This is a genomic window from Sporosarcina sp. BP05 (genome assembly GCF_014282005.1).
Lineage (GTDB): Bacteria > Bacillota > Bacilli > Bacillales_A > Planococcaceae > Sporosarcina.
On the sequence record NZ_JACFTD010000019.1, the window covers coordinates 20,249 to 37,625 of the forward strand.

Sequence of the window (17,377 nt, forward strand, 5' to 3'; positions counted from 1 at the left end):
AGTCTAAAGCATTGGCGTATACCAGGTACCCGTAAAATTCAGACTATTGAAATTGATGAGTGTCTGGTACTTATAGTTTTTGCATGTATAATGATATAGGCACCATTCATCATGACACAGAGAAAAGGAGTAATTCATTTGGGTGAAAACACCTAGAAAACGAATGAAATATAAGTACTTACAGCAAATCAAACATGTAATTAATGAGCACTGAAAAATTAATAAAAAGATGCATCTTTAGGATTCATAACTGAAAAGAGGAGAAATATGCTTCGTAATCTATTACTATCACTATTCACTAGTTTCACAATCAGTCATTTTATTTATTCCTATTCACCTTTAGATTCCATACTCTATCTATTTTTAGGAACTGTCCTAGTCGTTGGTTTTATGCAATTTAAATTCGAAGATTCTTATACTTCAAAACTCATATTGAAGGCTGCGACGGCGCTTCAATTGACATACATACTTCTCTATACACTCTTTGAAACGGGGGTGTTCAATGCACCCGCTTGGTTGTTATATCGAGATGAAGTAGTTATTAGTATTGTTTTGATATGCATAATCTTGTTGCCGAGATTGATTAACAATAAAGATGTTAGAAATGTGCTGTCGACTGGATGTATAGCTACAGCAATGGGCTTTTCTGTTGTATTATTTGTATTCCTTAATTTTTCGTTTTATTACATATTATTTGCATTTCCGGTTGCTGCAGCTTGGTCCTATATCATCGTAGCAGGCAAAGAGGATAATAGATTCAGAGTACTCGTAACGAATTCACTTGCAACATATGCACTAGCTTATTTTACTTCTCAATTTAGTAGCGAATTAGGGAGACTTTCACTGTTTACATTTTTTGATTTGATCCTCCCTGCTACTTGGATTGCTACTTTGATGATTGCCTTCATATTTAGAGGAGCTAAAGGGAGAGGCGTTATTGAAAGAATTATGGCTTTCAATTTTTGGATTGCAGGTACGAATGCTAAAGAAAAGAAGAAAGTTCAAAACGAACTAGCGGAATTAAATCAAGGTATAGCCAATTTCTCTAGTATGGGAAATGACGAATTATTTGAAGTGATTAATCCACTAAGAACTACTAGCAAAAACAAACCGAGGAACTTAATCGTAAGTGGCTATAAAATGGAACGGATCGAAGGGAAAATTAAAAAGTTTCTATTGACCCTCATTGGTTATTTACTTTATGCATTAATTTGTGTTTCAGTGTATATCAAAGTTATTAAAACAGATGAGTCTTCGTTTGCGGAGTCCTTCCTTGTTTTGTTCATTGTAGGGCTTGCCTGCCTATTTCTTATTCCGATGTTTGTTGGAAATATAGTCACTAATAGTATTATGTCCCGTGTAAATGGTGAAATCGACGAGCTGAATCAATTGAATATAGAGAAAAAAAGGTCGATAGGACAGATCAAACAAACGCTTCGTGAGAGGGGCTTCTCTAAAAAAACAATTGAAGAGATAGAAGAAGAGGCGAGTTATCGAGCGTGGGAGTACAGTTACAATAGTCGTGATCGATGTTCTTCTGAAGATACTTCCGAAGATACTTTCGAAGATACTTATTATGATCGCAAAGAAAATTATGGGGATAATGATAATGATGAGGATAATCCATATAGTTGGGATAACCAAATGAAGAAAATTCAGAGGGAATATAGTGAAAGTCAAGCTGAATGGGCTCGTAGGAATGATCAACCGAGACATATCGTTGAACAATACGACAACGAAGCGGGAAGAGATTTTTATGACAAGTCTGATGAGGATAGGAGACTCAAATATGATTCCGATATACCACCCTCTTATTAAGTAGGATGCGTCGGTTATATTTCGTGTCTTTATCACAACTAGTGAATCCTGCCTGCGCACCTCACAATTCAAAAACATTCAAAACCGTGTCTGAATAATTTCAGGTACCTGTGCAAGGTTGTATTCCGACAATTCACTACAATTTCATATTTATGCAAAGAGGTTTAAATAGATAGCTGACTATTTAACCTATTTTGTTTTTTATGCAATTGGGTGAATTGTTCATTGTTTTTTGTTGCACAGGTACACAAACAATTAGCTAAAAAGCACCTTAGAAAAATTCATCAGAGACTACAGGTAATATAAAATAGGGAGTAGAAAATATGCCGGATTATGAACTATATGGTGGAGGGTTCATTATACTATTAATATTTGCAACTGTTCTTTTTATGATTTTATTCTTATTCCCTAATCTGCTATTACTTTTTGCTAACAAAAAGAAGCAAGGCGGTTTCAAAACGGGAAAGTTGTTTGTAATATTTAAAATTATTAGTTTAGGACTTTTGTTGTTATCAATAACCTTATTATTTTTTCAAATTTTAGGAAAGGAATGGATTTTTTATAACTATCAACAAATAAATAAGGGCTCAGAGGTAAATGCAGAGATTTATCAACTATCACAAATTGTAGTTCCTACTATTGGAGTTGTAATTACGGGTATTTTTAGTTACCTTATATACTATTCTGCAGAGAAGGCTGTAGCAGTTGCAAGAGATATTTATGAAGTTGAAACAAAAAGGGATAAAGAAAAAGAAGAAGAAAAAGAAGAAGAAAAGAAAATTAAAGCGATAAAGGAAAATCAAAAATACTTGATTAGCAGAATCGATATTGCTAATAGGATAGAAGTAGAAATTGAGGAGTATATCAGTTTGGTACAAAGCCAGAATTACAGAGGAGCTTTGGATAAAATAGAAGTTGCACAGAACAGTCTTATTACATATGGTGAAGATATCTATATGAATTTTACAAAGATGTTCCATAAAGTAAGGCTCCGCTTAGTAACTAATTCTTTTGACCTTGAAAATGATATTATTGATGACATGAGAGAAACGAGTTCTATAATTTCTAGGATTAAAAGTGATGTCTTAAATGAGTACATTGAAAAATTCTTAAATTCTAAGGACTTAACAAAAGAGGAACTCGAATATTTAGAGCGACATAAAAGTAGTTTGATGAGCCATGCAAAAAGTAAATAATTTCATAATATTAGGTACCTATAATGTTAAATAGTTAGTTGGCAAATGAAAAAAACATAAAAAACCGATGCCTGTGCACCGCACAATTCAGACACTAGTCAGACAACTTAAATGTAAGCGTTAATTTCAGGTGCCTGCGCAGGCGGTCATGATAGCCTTGGCGGGGCAAGCCAGCGCGTATTGCTGGTTATCCTAGCTTGGGACTCATGCCCATGGAGGCTCTGTATCAAGTTAGTGTCAGGTACCTGTGCGAGGAACTATTCTTTCATTCCACTTCAATTACATATTTATGAACAGGAGATTGGATAGGTACCTGATTATCTAATCTCTATTGTTTTTTTATACAATTGGTTGAATTGTTCGTTGTTGTTTCTTGCACAGTGGTCGATTTAATTTGTTACAGGTACCGATTTTTAAAACAAAAAAAGGAACGGGTCCTCAAAGATCAATCTGGACTGACCCTTTTTTCAGGAAAAGACCTTACTTACTTATGATACGGTTCACCGTATTGTATTTAAATGAGGTTTTTATTCTTTCCAACTATTATATTGGCGTTTTACCGCCAACTGAAGTATTTCGTCTAAAGTTTCCCAAGATAAACCTTTCTTGTTTGCTTGTTGGGTTACAGGAATTCGTCCCAAAATACGCATGAAATCTGATTCGTAAAGTGGCGGTGGATTTATCAGATCCTTAAAGATAACATCGCATATTAAATATTTAGGGAACTTTCTAGACTTCCTTTGATAATCTACTATGGCCTGCACTTCATGTTTTTGGGTAAAACCCGAATATCCTCTTGGGTTAGGAGGTCTCTCGGGAACAACACAGTTCGATGGAATACTAAATTTTGAACTTTTATACCATTTAGCGGCCTCAAGATGATTTTCCTTAATATCCTTAACCCACAATACTGCTGTTAATTTCCAATGCCCTATACCACCACTACCATATTTCCCTTTTTTAGTAATATATATAACAATATCATCGACTTTAAGTTTAGGAGCGAATTGTCCGGCTCTACAAAGAGAAGAAATGCCAGGGAATTTTTGTTCAAAGCTGGGTTCTCTCCTGACTGAGGAATCTAAAAACGGTGGTAGCTTGTATTTAGCTATAGCCTTTCGACCTGTTGCATTAAGACAAAGTGGAGTATAAGAAACTAAATAAAAGTCTGGCATCTACACGCCCTCCAATACTTGGGTTTACTTACCACATGTACCCTAACTTGATTTTATTCATCTATAAATTGTTTTAGAATGTAATAAATTAATGTGGATGTATTTTGCAAAAATGAAGTAATTTCAGGTACCTGTGCAAGATACTATTTCGACAATTCACTACAATAAATTTCAGGCACCTGTGCACGAAACTACTCTGGTTATTCACTACAATTACATATTTATTAGATATTTAGTGAGAAAACGATAAGTTTTGTATTCTTATACAATTGGTTGAATTGTTGGTTGTTTTTGGTTGCACAGGCACACAAACAATAAAAAAAGAACCCTTTACGGATTCTTTACTGTTCTGGATGAAGTAAGAAAACTTCTTGGTCAAGTTCCATAATTTTGTGTTTCAAGTATCTTACACTTTTTGATGTGACGACATTAAGCTGTTCAATTTCATTTTCTAGCTTATCGAAACGATTGTCTATTGAGGTAAGCAGTTTAACGGACTCATTAGACCGTTCCCCATGCCATACAGTCATTTCTGCCAATCCTTTATCAACCTTAGCATCCAGTGAATCAACCTTTGCTTCGATTGTACCCATGCGGTTATTCAGGTCTGTAAACCCTTTGTCCATTTTATCGTTCATCAGTTCAAGCATTTCAAGTATCTGTTTATCCATCCGGATCACTCCCATTAGTTTCTAGTATATCACATTTTAAATTCCTTGTTCGGGTGCCTGTGACTATGTGTCATCCTCCACAATCTGCTTATACGTAAGACAGTACGGACAATAAGCCTGATTCGTCTTATCGAACGGGTGGGGAAGGAAATGGGCCACGAGGTCGGTTCTTAAATAACTAGGTGGAATTAGTTTCTCATTCGAATAATAGGGATAAGAACTGTATGGATAATCCTCCAGTTTTCCCACTATTGGAACTAGGGTGTCGATTGGATTGCGATGGATGTAGCTACTAATGGCGAGTATTGCCTGCGGACCGTCGGCTTGTTTTGCAAAGTATCTTTTCTCGTAGATCCGACCGACGTGTGAATAACGTTTGGCATAATAGTCGCTGTATCTTCGGTTGATGCGTGCCATGACCTTTGCAAGATCTACGTATTTAGAACGTATAAGCAAATGGTAATGGTTTGTCATGATACAAAATGCGAGCATCGTGAAATGGTCTTTTTCAGCAGCGAATTCAAACGAACGCATCAGTTGCATGACATCTTCTTTCGTCTGAAAGATCTTTTGTCTGTTGTTTCCGCGCATGACTACGTGGAAATAAGCATTCGGTTGCCAGTTTCGTTTTCGTCTTGGCATTTTATAACCTCCCGTCCTCGTAGAGTGCTGTAGCAAAGTAAAGCGGAATGCGCCGCCCAGCTCCGACAGAGATAGCCGAACCGCCTTCAAGGATCACAGCCTAAGTACGCCGCGTCCTGCGGCAATAAGGAGGAATGCGCAGTTCAATCCCTCCCCGCTATGTAACTCACATCCTGTGAGCCTCTTCGAGGAGTTGGCGCCTGAAGCCTTGTCACAAAGAAGGGGGACGCTTCCAGCCAATTGCTTCTTGGAGCGCAGAGTCTGTAATTTCTTCTTGGCCTTCCAAGTCGGAGATTGTTCGAGCGATTCGGATCAGTTTCGCCTGTGTTCGGTTACTCCACTTTTGCTCAAAGCATGTTCGTTCGATTTGGGTTTCAGGTACCTGTGCAAGGTTGTATTCGGACAATTCACTACGATTACATATTTATGAACAGGAGATTCGATAGGTAGCTGATTATCTAATCTCTATTGACTTTTTATGCAACTGTGTGAATTGTTGGTTGTTTTTTGTTGCACAGGCACACAAACAATTAATCGACCCAATTTCCCAATCCCCCTCTTTTGCCTGTATAAGGATCTTGTTTTTTTCACGGTTTTTCCACGCCTCGCGCATCATGTCAACATAGCGGTCAAACTTCGTCGGGCTCGCAAAATGCGCCAGTTCAGCCAAGTAATTTGCGCCGCCCAGTTCCACGGGCTCCATCATCGTCAGTAGCGCCACAAAGTCGACGGGACGTTTTTTTGCCAGTAACGACTGCATGCACCCAAATATATTTTTATGAATTAGACTGATGAAAAAATCTTTTTTAACATCACTATCAACGATTAAATAATTCTCCGAGAGCATCGTTCCTAACACACTTTTTTCAATCTACTCATGACGGTCCATCCTTCACGCCTCCCCTTTGCTAAAGTCTAATTCGAATGGCTTTGGCGGAATGCTTTCTGGCAAGTCACCAGCCCTCGATTCTTCCAAATAGTTTTCAAAATTCGTCACATTGAATAACGTGGAAGGGCGTAAATACTTCTGCCAATGTGGATCACCCAGCCAGTCTCTCGCTTTCGTGTCAATGACCTTTTTGCAATCCGCCACTGTGTACCCATCACTGAAACGCCCTTTCACCAATCGTGCAGTCGCCTTCGAAGACGCTTTAAATTGCTTGATCGCTTTGTCATTCAAATAATCAATGACAGACACAACGTCGAGATCGTTCTCGACAAGGTCTTTCTTAATTCTTTTAATTTCTTTGGTTATTGCTAGGGGCATTTTGCCCTCTGTAGAGGGGGCAATTTGCACTTCCTCTTGGAAAGATTTTGCGGTCGTCGATGGAGCATCTTGCCCCCCCTGACAGTGCAGAATTGTATAATCAATGCGGTACCATTTTGTCTTGTCCATTTTCATCCGATTATACGAAGAGGTCGAAATGATATAGCCGCTATCTTCCAGTCTACGAATCGCTCTTTTAATCGTATCGACAGACCAAAATGGGAACTCTTCGTTTTTCCACTCTTCATATGTTTTGTAAACCCACTTATGCCCATCCCGAATTTTGTTCGAGATGAGCGATCTAAAATGTAGCTGTTGAAGTACCATAGCCTCGTTCAATCCAACCTGCATCGCAAGCGACGGAAGTACTTGAAGCGGCGACTCTTCTATTACTAAATTCATCAGGAATCCTCCTCGAGCGAGTGTTTTTTTAACGACAGCACGACGTCTTTGGCCTAGACGAACGGTGCCTTCACACTATATATAGACAAACCATTCGAAAAAGGGGACAACTTGATGAAATTAAAATTTCAGGTACCTGTGCAAGATTGTATTCGGATAACGCACTACAATTGCATATACATGAACGGGAGATTAGATAGGCGCCTGATTATCTAATTTCAGGTACCTGTGTAAGGCTTGATTCAGGTAATTCACTACAATTACATATTTATAAGGCGGGGATTAGGTATTTACTACAATACCTAATCCTTTTTGCGTTTTTATACAATTGGTTGAATTGTTCGTTGTTTTTTGTTGCACAGGTACCGATTTTGAAACTGGAAATAAAACTCCATTTGTTGATGATGAAGATCGGCCGTCAGTAGAAAGGCCAATAGTAAATAAAATTACCTTGACAGTATCAGTATCAGTAACAGTAGCTCTCCAAGCGATTGCGGCGGCCGTAGCGGGAGACAAGTCGGGTGAATATCCTCAAAGTGCAATTGATGATTATAAATTTGCAGTTGCAGAAGCGCAAATAGTACTAAATAATACAAGAGCGACTGCATCAGATATTTCAACAGCATCGTCAGCTTTAGCGGCCGCAAAAGTAAAATTTGAAGAGGCGGCAGTAAAAGTGGCAACTGTGAATAAGAAAGAACTGCGGCAAAAAATTGCAGAACTAACCAAAATTCATGCAACTGGATATAAGGAGAGTTGGAATGTTCTTCAAGCGAAGCTAGAAGTAGCAAATGGTGTAATGAATAATGATAAGGCAACACAGAAACGAGTCAAAGATGCTCTAGCTGATTTAAATGCTGCATTCGCTGATCTTAAGTTCACAGAAAATGCCGAATTGCGTGGTGCGCAGGCATCTTTTTTTATTCACCCTTTTAATAAAAAAAACTGTATTATTTCATAAACATGGTATCATGAATAAGGATTTTAGATAAAACAATGGAGGAATACACATGCAAAGAAAAAATTTTTGGTACCTGGTGACTGCGATTCTAGTTATTATCTTATTAATTGCAACATTTTTTGTCATTAATAACAAAAGTAATGATGAAAATTCAACGAATCCCGCTGAATCGAACAAGCAAAATAGCAACAATTCAGGAGAGCAAGACGGGTCAACTTCCCCATCGGATGAAGAGGAATCTAGCACATTATTGTATGGAAAAGAAGACGATACTGTAGATTACACTGACCCTACCGATGAAGAGTCAGAAGAAAATAGCGCTCATTTTGGGGCTGTTCCAACTATTTTTGATGAAACGGAAAATACAAAAACAAAATTAGAATACAAATTAACCAAACCAGAAATTCTAAAAGGCTCTACGGTTCCTTACGATTTCGCAAGACTCATTTTAGCTAAAGATGGATATGTTGCAGCACTAGTTAATAATAAATTACTTTACTATACTCCTGCTAACCAACAAATTAAGCAACTTGCGGATAACGTATCAAATGCTAAAGCTAGTGATGATGGCAGATACGTACTGTTTGAAGAAAAAGGACATGATAAGTTCACTACTTATCAATATGAATTTCCTATCCCTAAAAATGGGAAGGAAGAAGTCTTGAACACCGTGCATTCTTTAATAGATTTCGGTGTACTTAACCACACATTCTATTTCTCTTCACAGGACGACGAAAACCACAGTTACTATTACACGCCATTCAACACATCACGAGATGACATAGAGGATGATTTCTTTGCTGTAATGAGTACATACGGCTCGGCTATACACAGAAAAACAGTACTTACTTACGATGAAGAAGACCAAACATTTTCGTCATTTGAAGGCAGAGGAAAAAACAAACAAAAATTGTTCACCTTGCCTGTAAAGCAAAACAAACATATCAGACAATTCATCGTAAACCCTTTCCAACTAGAACCAGTTATTTTATCTGGATTCACTGGTCATAAGGATTTCCCTTACGGAGAAAAAGTCTATATTAATGAGTTCTTAATAGAAGACATTGTAGATTTGAAAGAAGCTTTTTGGATTAATAAAGATATCCTCATCTTCACAGATATGGGCTTCGACCAAACATTGAACTACTACGACTTTAAAACACGCACTCAAACAGTACTCGATTATTCCGTCAATTCCGCGACTTATGATGCGAAGAACAAAATCTTGTACTACGTTAAACAAGATAACAAAATTAGACAAATAAAAATCAGTGTAGATTGAACACAAATGAGAAAGCATTTACTAATGCTTTCTCATTCATTTTGTATTTGATATCTTTTTATAATTATTATTAGTGAACGAATCGACGCATTTTTCAGCAGATATCCTTCAATACTCTTTGTTTTTTATTTTACGTTTTCAATTCTTTCAACAGATTCGTAATTATCTCTTCCCCTGACTTCTAAATTAGCCTGAATTAAATGACTAAATTCATGTAAGAGAATAAATACTGCATATTCGAAGCAGGTCAAGTCTTCATCAAAACTGAAATAATTATTAAGAAGCAATCAAAAAAATGAACAACAGCTGATCAAATATCAAGCTAGTGATATTGAAAGGTATATAGTAATGGGAGAGATTAAAATGAAAAAGAAATTAATTGTATTGTTAACGGCGGTTTCAATATTAGGACTAACAACGGCTTGTTCAAATGATAAAGAAGAAAAAGTAGAGGCTGAAAAAGCAGAGATTCCTGTAGAAGAAATTGATGAAGATTCGACATTGAAAGAAGAAGACGTTATTGGCGACACGGAAGAGGAAATGAATGAAAATGATATTATGCTTTCATCATTATTTGATTTCTATTTACAACATCATAAATTTGGTAAGTATGTAAATAATATGAAACTAGTTGGAAGTACGATTGTTGTTGATTTTCATAATTCATACAAAGAAATGAAGAAAGTAAACCCCGACAGTATTAAATTTAATAAATATACGTTTCCTGAGTTGTATGAAAAGTATGTACCGAACAATGACTATAAAGACTTAAACGCTTATTTAATTGGTCGTTCAATGTTTGTATTAGCGAATCATCCAAATGTTAACCGCGTCATTATTAATGCCCCACCTAACGATAAAGGTATTTATCACTCGGTAGATGTAAATAGAGAAGATTTAGGCTATGTTTTAGGTTTCGATGTTTCGTTACTTAAGAGGGGAATCGAGGAAGAAGAGGAAGACGAATTGGGTGCGGAGTTTTATTTATTCGCAAACACATACTTAGAACCGATATCTGATGCGCCATACGATGATAATAAACGATTTTTAAATTTATTCATTAAGCAACAAAAAGGTCCAATTACTGTAGAGGGGAAAGAAATTGCTGCAATAAATGAATATAGAATAAATCTAAAATATCTCTATCCGCTGAGAGAACTCGTAATGAATAGTGATAGATATTCTGAATATGTGCCTTACATGGAAAAAATAGAAGTAAAAAAGAACAAGATTTTTATTAAGTTTTCTCCAACTTTCAGAAAATCAGTTGGTTTAAACTTAAGTCTAGTCTTATTGGCGGGAACCTTTCTAGCTGATTATCCAGAATTAGAGAGCGTTGAGTTGAAATCGGAAGAAATTTTAATGAAAGTAAGTAGAAAAGAGTTGATAGACTTTTTAGGATATGATATCGCAACATTAGTCAAGACTGATGTTGGAGATGTTAATGATTGGGACGAATTTGATGAAAAGTTCTCTAGAAAATATGTTTATACACGAGACATGGAAGATCGAGATAAATTTTTAAAAAGATTCTTGAAGTAAAAAATCGATACCTGTGCACCGCACGATTTGGGAACTAATCAGGCAATTTGAATAGTGAATGAAAAGAGTCCTCTGATTGAATTGTTTGTTGTTTTTTGTTGCACAGGCACACAAACAATTACGTTGGTTACTAGAAGGTTGCTATTTGACGCTTTCGTGAAAGGTAAAACCAGCGTTTTTTGTAAGGGGGTCGTCCTATAAGTCGGGAAATTGGCTACCTATATGACAACCGCTTTACTTATTGTCTAGCTCCAGGCGCCAACTCCTCGGGCCATAAGTCGTTTTACTGCGAGGGCTGAAGGACGCCCTCTAATAGTGTCAGGTGCCTGTGATCAAGCCCCCTAAAAGTGGACATGAAACATAGGCTTAAATTGTGCCACTAAGCACCCTTACAATACGCAGCTAGAAAAGATGATGGTGATAAATAACCAAGTCTTTTCTGGCTACGTTTTTTTGCGTAAAACGATGCATACTTTGGTAAATCCTTCATCAGCTGCTCAACAGAAAGCATAGGAAAAAGAAATGGAAACTCGACTTTTAAGTGAGAGAAAAAGCATTCAATCATAGCGTTATTATGACAATTTGCTTTACGCGACATACTCGGAATAAACCCTAATTCCCTCGATAGCTGTTGATACCGATAAGAAGGATACACATTCCCTTGATCTGTATGAATGATTACCTGGCTTAAGTCTGTGATTTGACGCGCTTCCATCGCCTGATGAATCGTAGCCTCCATCATCGCTGTATTAGAATGGAACCCAACTTGAAAGCCAATAGGCTCTCGATTAAATAGATCCATTAAAGCTGAAACGTAGATTTTTGTATCTCCAAATGTGATTTCTGTTACATCCATTACTCATTTGTGATTTGGGAAAAATGCATTAAAATCACGATTTAACAAGTTCGGGTAAATATAGCCCGCGGCGATATGCTTCTTCTCTGCAGACGATTTTTTCTTTCTCACTTTTGATGATAGACTCATCTCACGCATTAAGTGAGCGACACGTTTATGGTTAATCACATAGCCATCTTGTTCTTTTAAAGTACCAGCGATTCGTTTCGAACCATATGTTCCTCCTACTTCATCATAAAGACATTGAATCATTTCTTTATCCCGCCAATCGCGTTCAGAAGGAACTTTTTGGGGACGTTTTAAATAATCGTAATAACCACTAGGTGATACATTAAATGCTTTAGCCAATTGTCGTACAGTATATTCCTTTCTCAAACTTGTGATGGCTTCAAAGTACACAGGTTTTACTTCTGTTTGAGAAAGGTTTGGAACTTTTTTAAGATTTTCACCTGAATCTGTTGTTCTTCATAAGCTTTTTCAATAACTTTTAAACGTGCTAATTCTTCCACATCCACCAACGACATAGGTTTTTTTGTGTATCTAAGTTTAGAAATGAAGCGGGTCCGAAATCTTTATATTGTTTAACCCATTGTTGAATACTTGTTAGACTCACATTCATTTCTTCTGCCATTTGTTTTGTGGGCATATGTTCATCCAAGATACGCTCTACTGCTTTTACTTTATTTTCAGGTGATGTATAAATATTCATCTTCCTACGTGGTCTGTAAACCATGGTATCATCCCCTTTTGATGAATTATAAATAATACTGGTACAATAGTATACCCGCTTTATGTCCATTATAAGGGGGTCGAGCACTGTGCGCGGCACTATTCTGAAAGTACCTGCAATTGTATAAAGATAGAATTAAAATCAGATAAATTGGCGAATGTCTGGTTTTTTTGCATGTTTATTCGGCTGTATGAACTTTTTCCTTTTTGTCAGGCACAGTGCACACAAAAGAACAGTTGAAGGGTACCTTAAAATTTTGCTATCTACTCTTGTTCACAAGCAGTTCTTTACTCTGTCCCTAGGCTTACTAGTATACTTAACTGATGAAAGAACTCATTCCTATAATTGTGTTTAGAAAAATACAACGTATAGAAATCAATTGAATTTACGAATAGAAAGTGGGAAGATACGTGGCAATTATTCAAGTGTCTCAGCGTGAAGGATCCAACTACAAAACCATTCAGGCTGCAGTAGAGGCAGCTCTACCAGGAGATACAGTGGAAGTTGATGAAGGTGTTTATGATGAACATGTAACAATCGATAAGCTACTGGTTCTTCGAAGTTCAGAAGGTGAAGCGAGCTCAGTTCGTCTAACAGGAAGTGTTCGTATCGCGACAACGGAAGAAGTGCGTATCGAATCGATCAGCATTGGCGGAGGCACTGGTCCAGTGGCCTATGGAATACATATCGAATCAGGAGATGTAACGCTTCACCACTGTCTTTTTTCTGAGATTCAAGGAGTTGCCATGCGAGTTGATGCAGCTGCAAAAGTATACGCAGGACATTCGAACTTTCAAAAAAACCTACAAGGGATTGAGGTATTCGGGCGTTTGGCTTTGTTCGAATGCATAGTAGAAGACACGATCAAGTCTGCACAAATTAGTGTGCGCGCAGCAGGAGAAGTCGCGGTAACGAATACCGGAATTTTAAGTGGGCAAGAAGCTGGCCTTTGCTTGTATGAAACGAGTCGAGCAACAATCACCAAAAGTTCATTCATCGGAAATCGCGGGGTTCAACTTCGTTTGGAACAAGACAGTTCTATGGACGTAGAAAGTACGAATTTTTATTTTGGACATGTGCAGGGAATCTATTGTGATCAATCTAAGGGTGTCCTGAAAAATTGTGTTTTTAAAAACCAACGTTTGGAGCATGTAGCATTTACGAATGGATCCCATATCGAAGTCGAGGCAAGTACGTTTGAAAACGGTGAGGCTGAAGGAATGAACGTCAGTAATTCATCAGTTGACCTATCCGACTCACTGTTTAAAAACCAAAAAGGAGACCAAATTTCCTGTAACGAACAAAGCAACCTCTCGATTACAAAAACACAGATCCTTTCGGGTAAGTCTAGAGGAATTGTTTCCGAAAATTCCACGTGTACACTCATCGAATCTGAAGTGAAGTACAATCTGATGACGCAACTCTCTTCGTTTACTCAAAGCGTGTTCACGATTCTGGGGTGTGAAATTGAGAGTGGAAACAATAAAGGCGTTTACGCGACAAGTAGTCAAGTGACTATTTCGGATTCTCTAATTAGCCATCATAGTGGTGTACAGATTTTTGCTTCTGAACAATCGGAAGTAATTCTGTCGGCGACCGAAGTAAAGAGTGGGGATAGTGCAGGGATAGTTGTGAAAGAATCCAAGTTGACGGCAGCCAATTGCATCATCTTCGGTCATAAGGGATCCAACGTTTTACTCAGTGCTGCGGCTAAAGCAGAAATTACCGATTGTAAAATATCGAGTGGCGATAAGAACGGCATACTTGCAGGTCCTGAAGTCGTTATTTCAGTAGAACGGTCAATTTTGTTCAATCATAAAAGGCCACAAATAAGAGCAACGGAATCTGCAGAAGTCTTTATAACGGAGTGTGAAATCTATGACGGTAAATCGTCAGGAATCGTCTTGAGTCAGGTGGAGCGTACTGAAGTGACGGAAACTCGCGTACATGGCCACCCGGATGATCAAATCATCTTGCAAGATTGTTCGGATGCTGTATTCACTGGGGTGCAAGTGATGAATGGAAAGAAGGCTGGGCTGAGACTCGAGCGTTCGGTCCCGGTTCTTAACGGCTGTTCTTTTGAGAACAACCAAGCAGGAGATTTAGTCCGCTTTGATGACAGTGTTCCAGTGCTCACCAATACGGACTTGCAGGTTCCACCAATCACTAGTAAATTAGGCGGCAGTGCTGGACATTCCTCTACTGTAGATTCATCACCTACTAATCAGATGGATGTTTTCATGAATGGTTTGAACGGGTTTATTGGACTGGAAGATGTGAAAGACAAAATCCAGGAGTTTAAAAACGTAAGCGACATTAATCAATTCAAATTAGAGCGTGGAATGAAAGCTAACGAGGTGGTAGCGCCTCATATGATCTTTCAAGGTAATCCGGGTACTGGTAAAACGACAGTCGCTCGGCTTATAGGAAAGATTTTTAAGGAACTAGGTTTATTAAAGTCAGGCCACGTAACTGAAGTGAAGCGAGAGGATCTCGTTGGAACACATGTTGGTGAATCAGAAGAACGAACGAAAGTAATTATTAAGGAAGCTATGGGTGGCGTCCTCTTTATAGACGAAGCGTATACGCTTGCAGCAGGGGGCAATTCGAGTAATGATTTCGGTAAAAAAGTAATTGAAACGTTGCTTCCTGCAATGGAAAATTCTCGCGGTGAATTCATTGTCATCGCGGCAGGCTATACCGAAGAAATGAACCGTTTCCTAGCGTCTAATCCGGGATTGAAAGATCGTTTTACTGAAAGGATTCACTTTCAAGACTATACACCAGATGAGTTGCTTCAAATCTTCTTAAGCCAGTGTGAAGGAAGCTATGTGCTTACTCCTGCTGCCAAACAAGCAGTTTATGAGGAGTTCGTGGAACGTTATCGTATGCGCGATGAAACATTTAGTAACGCTCGAATGGCACGTATCCTATACGATCAAATCGGGCTTGCTCACTCGATGAGAATTGCGAAACTTCCGCGTGAAGAGTGGACGGAAAAGGTATTGACGACGTTTGAAGAACAAGACGTTTTACAAGCGGTACAAGAGCGTGGCGTGAAGACGTACGAAGTTCCAATCGATGAAGTACTACTCGCGCATAAACGTGCAGAACTCCATCAGTTTATCGGCCTTGGTTCTGTGAAGGCTGAAATCGATAAAATGATTGAATTAATGAGATACTACAAACGAGAAAATCATTCTACAGAGAAATTGATGAACCACACGCTGTTGATTGGTAAACCAGGGACAGGTAAAACCGAGGTCGGTCGTGTGCTCGCTGGTATTTATCAAGCGCTTGGATTATTAGAACGAGGCGATCTGATTGAAGTAGATCGCAGCGATTTAGTCGGTAGTCATATTGGTGAAACGGAGAAGCTGACAGCCGGGCTGATTGAACGAGCGATGGGTAGTGCGTTATTTATTGATGAAGCATACACACTTGCGAGTGGTGGAGAGAATGACTTCGGGAAAAAAGCAGTGGAAGTGTTGCTGAAAAAAATGTCCGATCGACAAGGCGAGTTCCTAGTAATCGCCGCAGGGTACGAAAAAGAAATGAATCGTTTCTTAGACAGCAACGCCGGACTCCGTCGACGTTTCGGACTAACGCTCCATTTTGAAGATTATACACCAAAGGAATTAATGGAGATTACCGACCTCTATAGTAAAGGGTACGGCATAACAGATGAAGCAAAGCGTGCATTAGTTCGTCACTATGAAGAGATTTATGCGCGTAGGGATAGTCATTTCGGAAATGCCGGTCTTGCTAAAAAAATAGCGAAAGAAATGACGCGTAAAGTCGATTATCGAATGGCTGTGGCGAGCAATAAACAAAATAGGCTTGCGCTCGAAAAAGAAATTACCAAGGATGATTTAGTTTTGTTGGAGAGTTGAATCGCTGCCTGTGCACCGCTCAATTCAGACACTAATCGGGTAATTCTGACGGTAAATGAAAAGAATTCTCTGGCCGAAAAAGGGCTGGAGTTTTTTTACTTCCCAATCAATTTTCCGCCACCTTTTGTTATTTTTTTGTTGCACAGACACACAAACAATTTAATGTAAAAAACGAACTTTCCAAGTCGGAAGTTCGTCGGTATTTAATCTATGGGTTTTAATGTATCTAGCAATACCTTTTCAAGAAAATCTTCACTTGTTACTGCACGTATCATAGCTTGCATGTATTCGTCACGATCGATTTTGTCGTATGTCCATAAAAACTTTTTTGACTTTGCAAAGGCTTGTAGGAAAATACGAATTGTTCGACCATTGCCTTCACGAAATGGATGCAGCATATTCAGCTCTGATTTGAAATAAGCCAATCTTTTAGCTGCATACTCAAGAGTATCCCAGTCAGGTTCATTGTCTAATTGAGTGAATAAATTAGACGCGTATGCATCCATGTATTGTACTTGGCAGAAGCGCGTATTACCTTTCATCAATTGCACATCTCGGAATTGTCCTGCAAACGAGTAGATGTCTTGGAATAAATGGCGGTGAAGTCCGACAAAATTGGTAAGCGAAAAAGCCATGATGTTGTATGCACCTTGTTCTATTTGAGTTGCACGAATCAAGAAAGTAAACGCCTCAGCCTGCTCGAGCTTGGAAAAAGTTGTCATACCTAACAAATTTGTCGTTAAAAGATAATGGTCATTTTCAAATTCATTGTATGTCGCCATTTGCCAAAGCTTCCTTAATCAAAGCCGGCGTTACTGGCATACCCGAATTGACAATATCAAGAGCTTTTTGTTGCAGTGAATGACTTAAATGTAAGTTTTCGAGCTCCATATTTTTCAATACGCGGTTAAACTCAGGAGAATTTAATTGAATTTCCTTCAC

At 38.3% G+C, this 17,377-nt stretch carries 17 protein-coding genes; 6 read left to right on the forward strand and 11 right to left on the reverse strand.

Annotated elements, in window-relative coordinates; translation table 11 throughout:
• Positions 1–267: 267 nt before the first annotated feature.
• Together H2672_RS16110 and H2672_RS16115 are read left to right on the forward strand one after the other, a co-directional pair.
• Positions 268–1,818, forward strand: a complete 1,551-nt coding sequence (locus H2672_RS16110) for a hypothetical protein (protein WP_186673054.1) — start codon at positions 268–270, stop codon at positions 1,816–1,818.
• 323 nt (positions 1,819–2,141) lie between these two features.
• Positions 2,142–3,014, forward strand: a complete 873-nt coding sequence (locus tag H2672_RS16115) for a hypothetical protein (protein ID WP_186673056.1) — start codon at positions 2,142–2,144, stop codon at positions 3,012–3,014.
• 527 nt (positions 3,015–3,541) lie between these two features.
• Here the strand turns inward: H2672_RS16115 and H2672_RS16120 are convergent.
• The 6 genes from H2672_RS16120 to H2672_RS16145 form a co-directional block, all read right to left on the reverse strand.
• Entirely contained in the window at positions 3,542–4,189 is a 648-nt protein-coding gene (locus H2672_RS16120) for a hypothetical protein (RefSeq protein ID WP_186673058.1), read from the reverse strand.
• A 341-nt stretch (positions 4,190–4,530) separates the two neighbouring features.
• Positions 4,531–4,860 carry a hypothetical protein gene (locus H2672_RS16125; RefSeq protein WP_186673060.1) on the reverse strand — a complete coding sequence of 110 codons (330 nt, stop codon included), beginning with the start codon at positions 4,858–4,860 and terminating at the stop codon, positions 4,531–4,533.
• Between the two features lie 63 nt (positions 4,861–4,923).
• Complete coding sequence (locus H2672_RS16130; RefSeq protein WP_186673062.1) at positions 4,924–5,502, reverse strand: transposase; 579 nt, start codon at positions 5,500–5,502, stop codon at positions 4,924–4,926.
• A gap of 211 nt (positions 5,503–5,713) precedes the next feature.
• Complete coding sequence (locus H2672_RS16135; protein ID WP_222439430.1) at positions 5,714–5,908, reverse strand: magnesium chelatase subunit ChlI family protein; 195 nt, start codon at positions 5,906–5,908, stop codon at positions 5,714–5,716.
• Between the two features lie 48 nt (positions 5,909–5,956).
• On the reverse strand, positions 5,957–6,361 hold the full coding sequence (locus H2672_RS16140; RefSeq protein WP_186673064.1) for a DnaB-like helicase N-terminal domain-containing protein: 405 nt from the start codon (positions 6,359–6,361) through the stop codon (positions 5,957–5,959).
• Between the two features lie 33 nt (positions 6,362–6,394).
• Positions 6,395–7,171 (reverse strand): conserved phage C-terminal domain-containing protein, encoded by a 777-nt coding sequence (locus H2672_RS16145; protein ID WP_186673066.1) that lies wholly within the window; start codon positions 7,169–7,171, stop codon positions 6,395–6,397.
• Positions 7,172–7,499: 328 nt separating this feature from the next.
• On the opposite strand from H2672_RS16145, the gene H2672_RS16150 reads away from it, so the two are divergent.
• The 3 genes from H2672_RS16150 to H2672_RS16160 all read left to right on the forward strand — a co-directional run bounded on the left by H2672_RS16150 (position 7,500) and on the right by H2672_RS16160 (position 10,956).
• A complete protein-coding gene (locus tag H2672_RS16150) occupies positions 7,500–8,132 on the forward strand; it encodes an FIVAR domain-containing protein (protein ID WP_186673068.1) in 633 nt (210 codons plus the stop codon).
• Positions 8,133–8,181: 49 nt separating this feature from the next.
• Entirely contained in the window at positions 8,182–9,414 is a 1,233-nt protein-coding gene (locus H2672_RS16155; RefSeq protein ID WP_186673069.1) for a hypothetical protein, read from the forward strand.
• Positions 9,415–9,777: 363 nt separating this feature from the next.
• The gene (locus H2672_RS16160; protein ID WP_186673070.1) at positions 9,778–10,956 is read left to right on the forward strand and encodes a hypothetical protein; all 1,179 of its coding nucleotides are present in this window, start codon (positions 9,778–9,780) and stop codon (positions 10,954–10,956) included.
• 379 nt (positions 10,957–11,335) lie between these two features.
• Here the strand turns inward: H2672_RS16160 and H2672_RS16165 are convergent, their stop codons facing one another.
• From H2672_RS16165 to H2672_RS16175, 3 genes are all read right to left on the reverse strand, one after another.
• Positions 11,336–11,812, reverse strand: a complete 477-nt coding sequence (locus H2672_RS16165) for a DDE-type integrase/transposase/recombinase (protein WP_186673071.1) — start codon at positions 11,810–11,812, stop codon at positions 11,336–11,338.
• A gap of 3 nt (positions 11,813–11,815) precedes the next feature.
• Complete coding sequence (locus tag H2672_RS16170; protein ID WP_186673072.1) at positions 11,816–12,187, reverse strand: IS3 family transposase; 372 nt, start codon at positions 12,185–12,187, stop codon at positions 11,816–11,818.
• A 121-nt stretch (positions 12,188–12,308) separates the two neighbouring features.
• Complete coding sequence (locus H2672_RS16175; RefSeq protein ID WP_186673073.1) at positions 12,309–12,545, reverse strand: helix-turn-helix domain-containing protein; 237 nt, start codon at positions 12,543–12,545, stop codon at positions 12,309–12,311.
• 407 nt (positions 12,546–12,952) lie between these two features.
• Here H2672_RS16175 and H2672_RS16180 point away from each other — a divergent pair, with 407 nt between their 5' ends.
• Entirely contained in the window at positions 12,953–16,435 is a 3,483-nt protein-coding gene (locus H2672_RS16180) for a right-handed parallel beta-helix repeat-containing protein (RefSeq protein WP_186673075.1), read from the forward strand.
• A gap of 203 nt (positions 16,436–16,638) precedes the next feature.
• Here the strand turns inward: H2672_RS16180 and H2672_RS16185 are convergent, their stop codons facing one another.
• Entirely contained in the window at positions 16,639–17,217 is a 579-nt protein-coding gene (locus H2672_RS16185) for a Fic/DOC family protein (protein WP_186673077.1), read from the reverse strand.
• On the reverse strand, positions 17,201–17,377 hold the full coding sequence (locus H2672_RS16190) for a Zn-dependent hydrolase (RefSeq protein WP_186673079.1): 177 nt from the start codon (positions 17,375–17,377) through the stop codon (positions 17,201–17,203). Before H2672_RS16190 ends, H2672_RS16185 begins: the two co-directional genes overlap by 17 nt.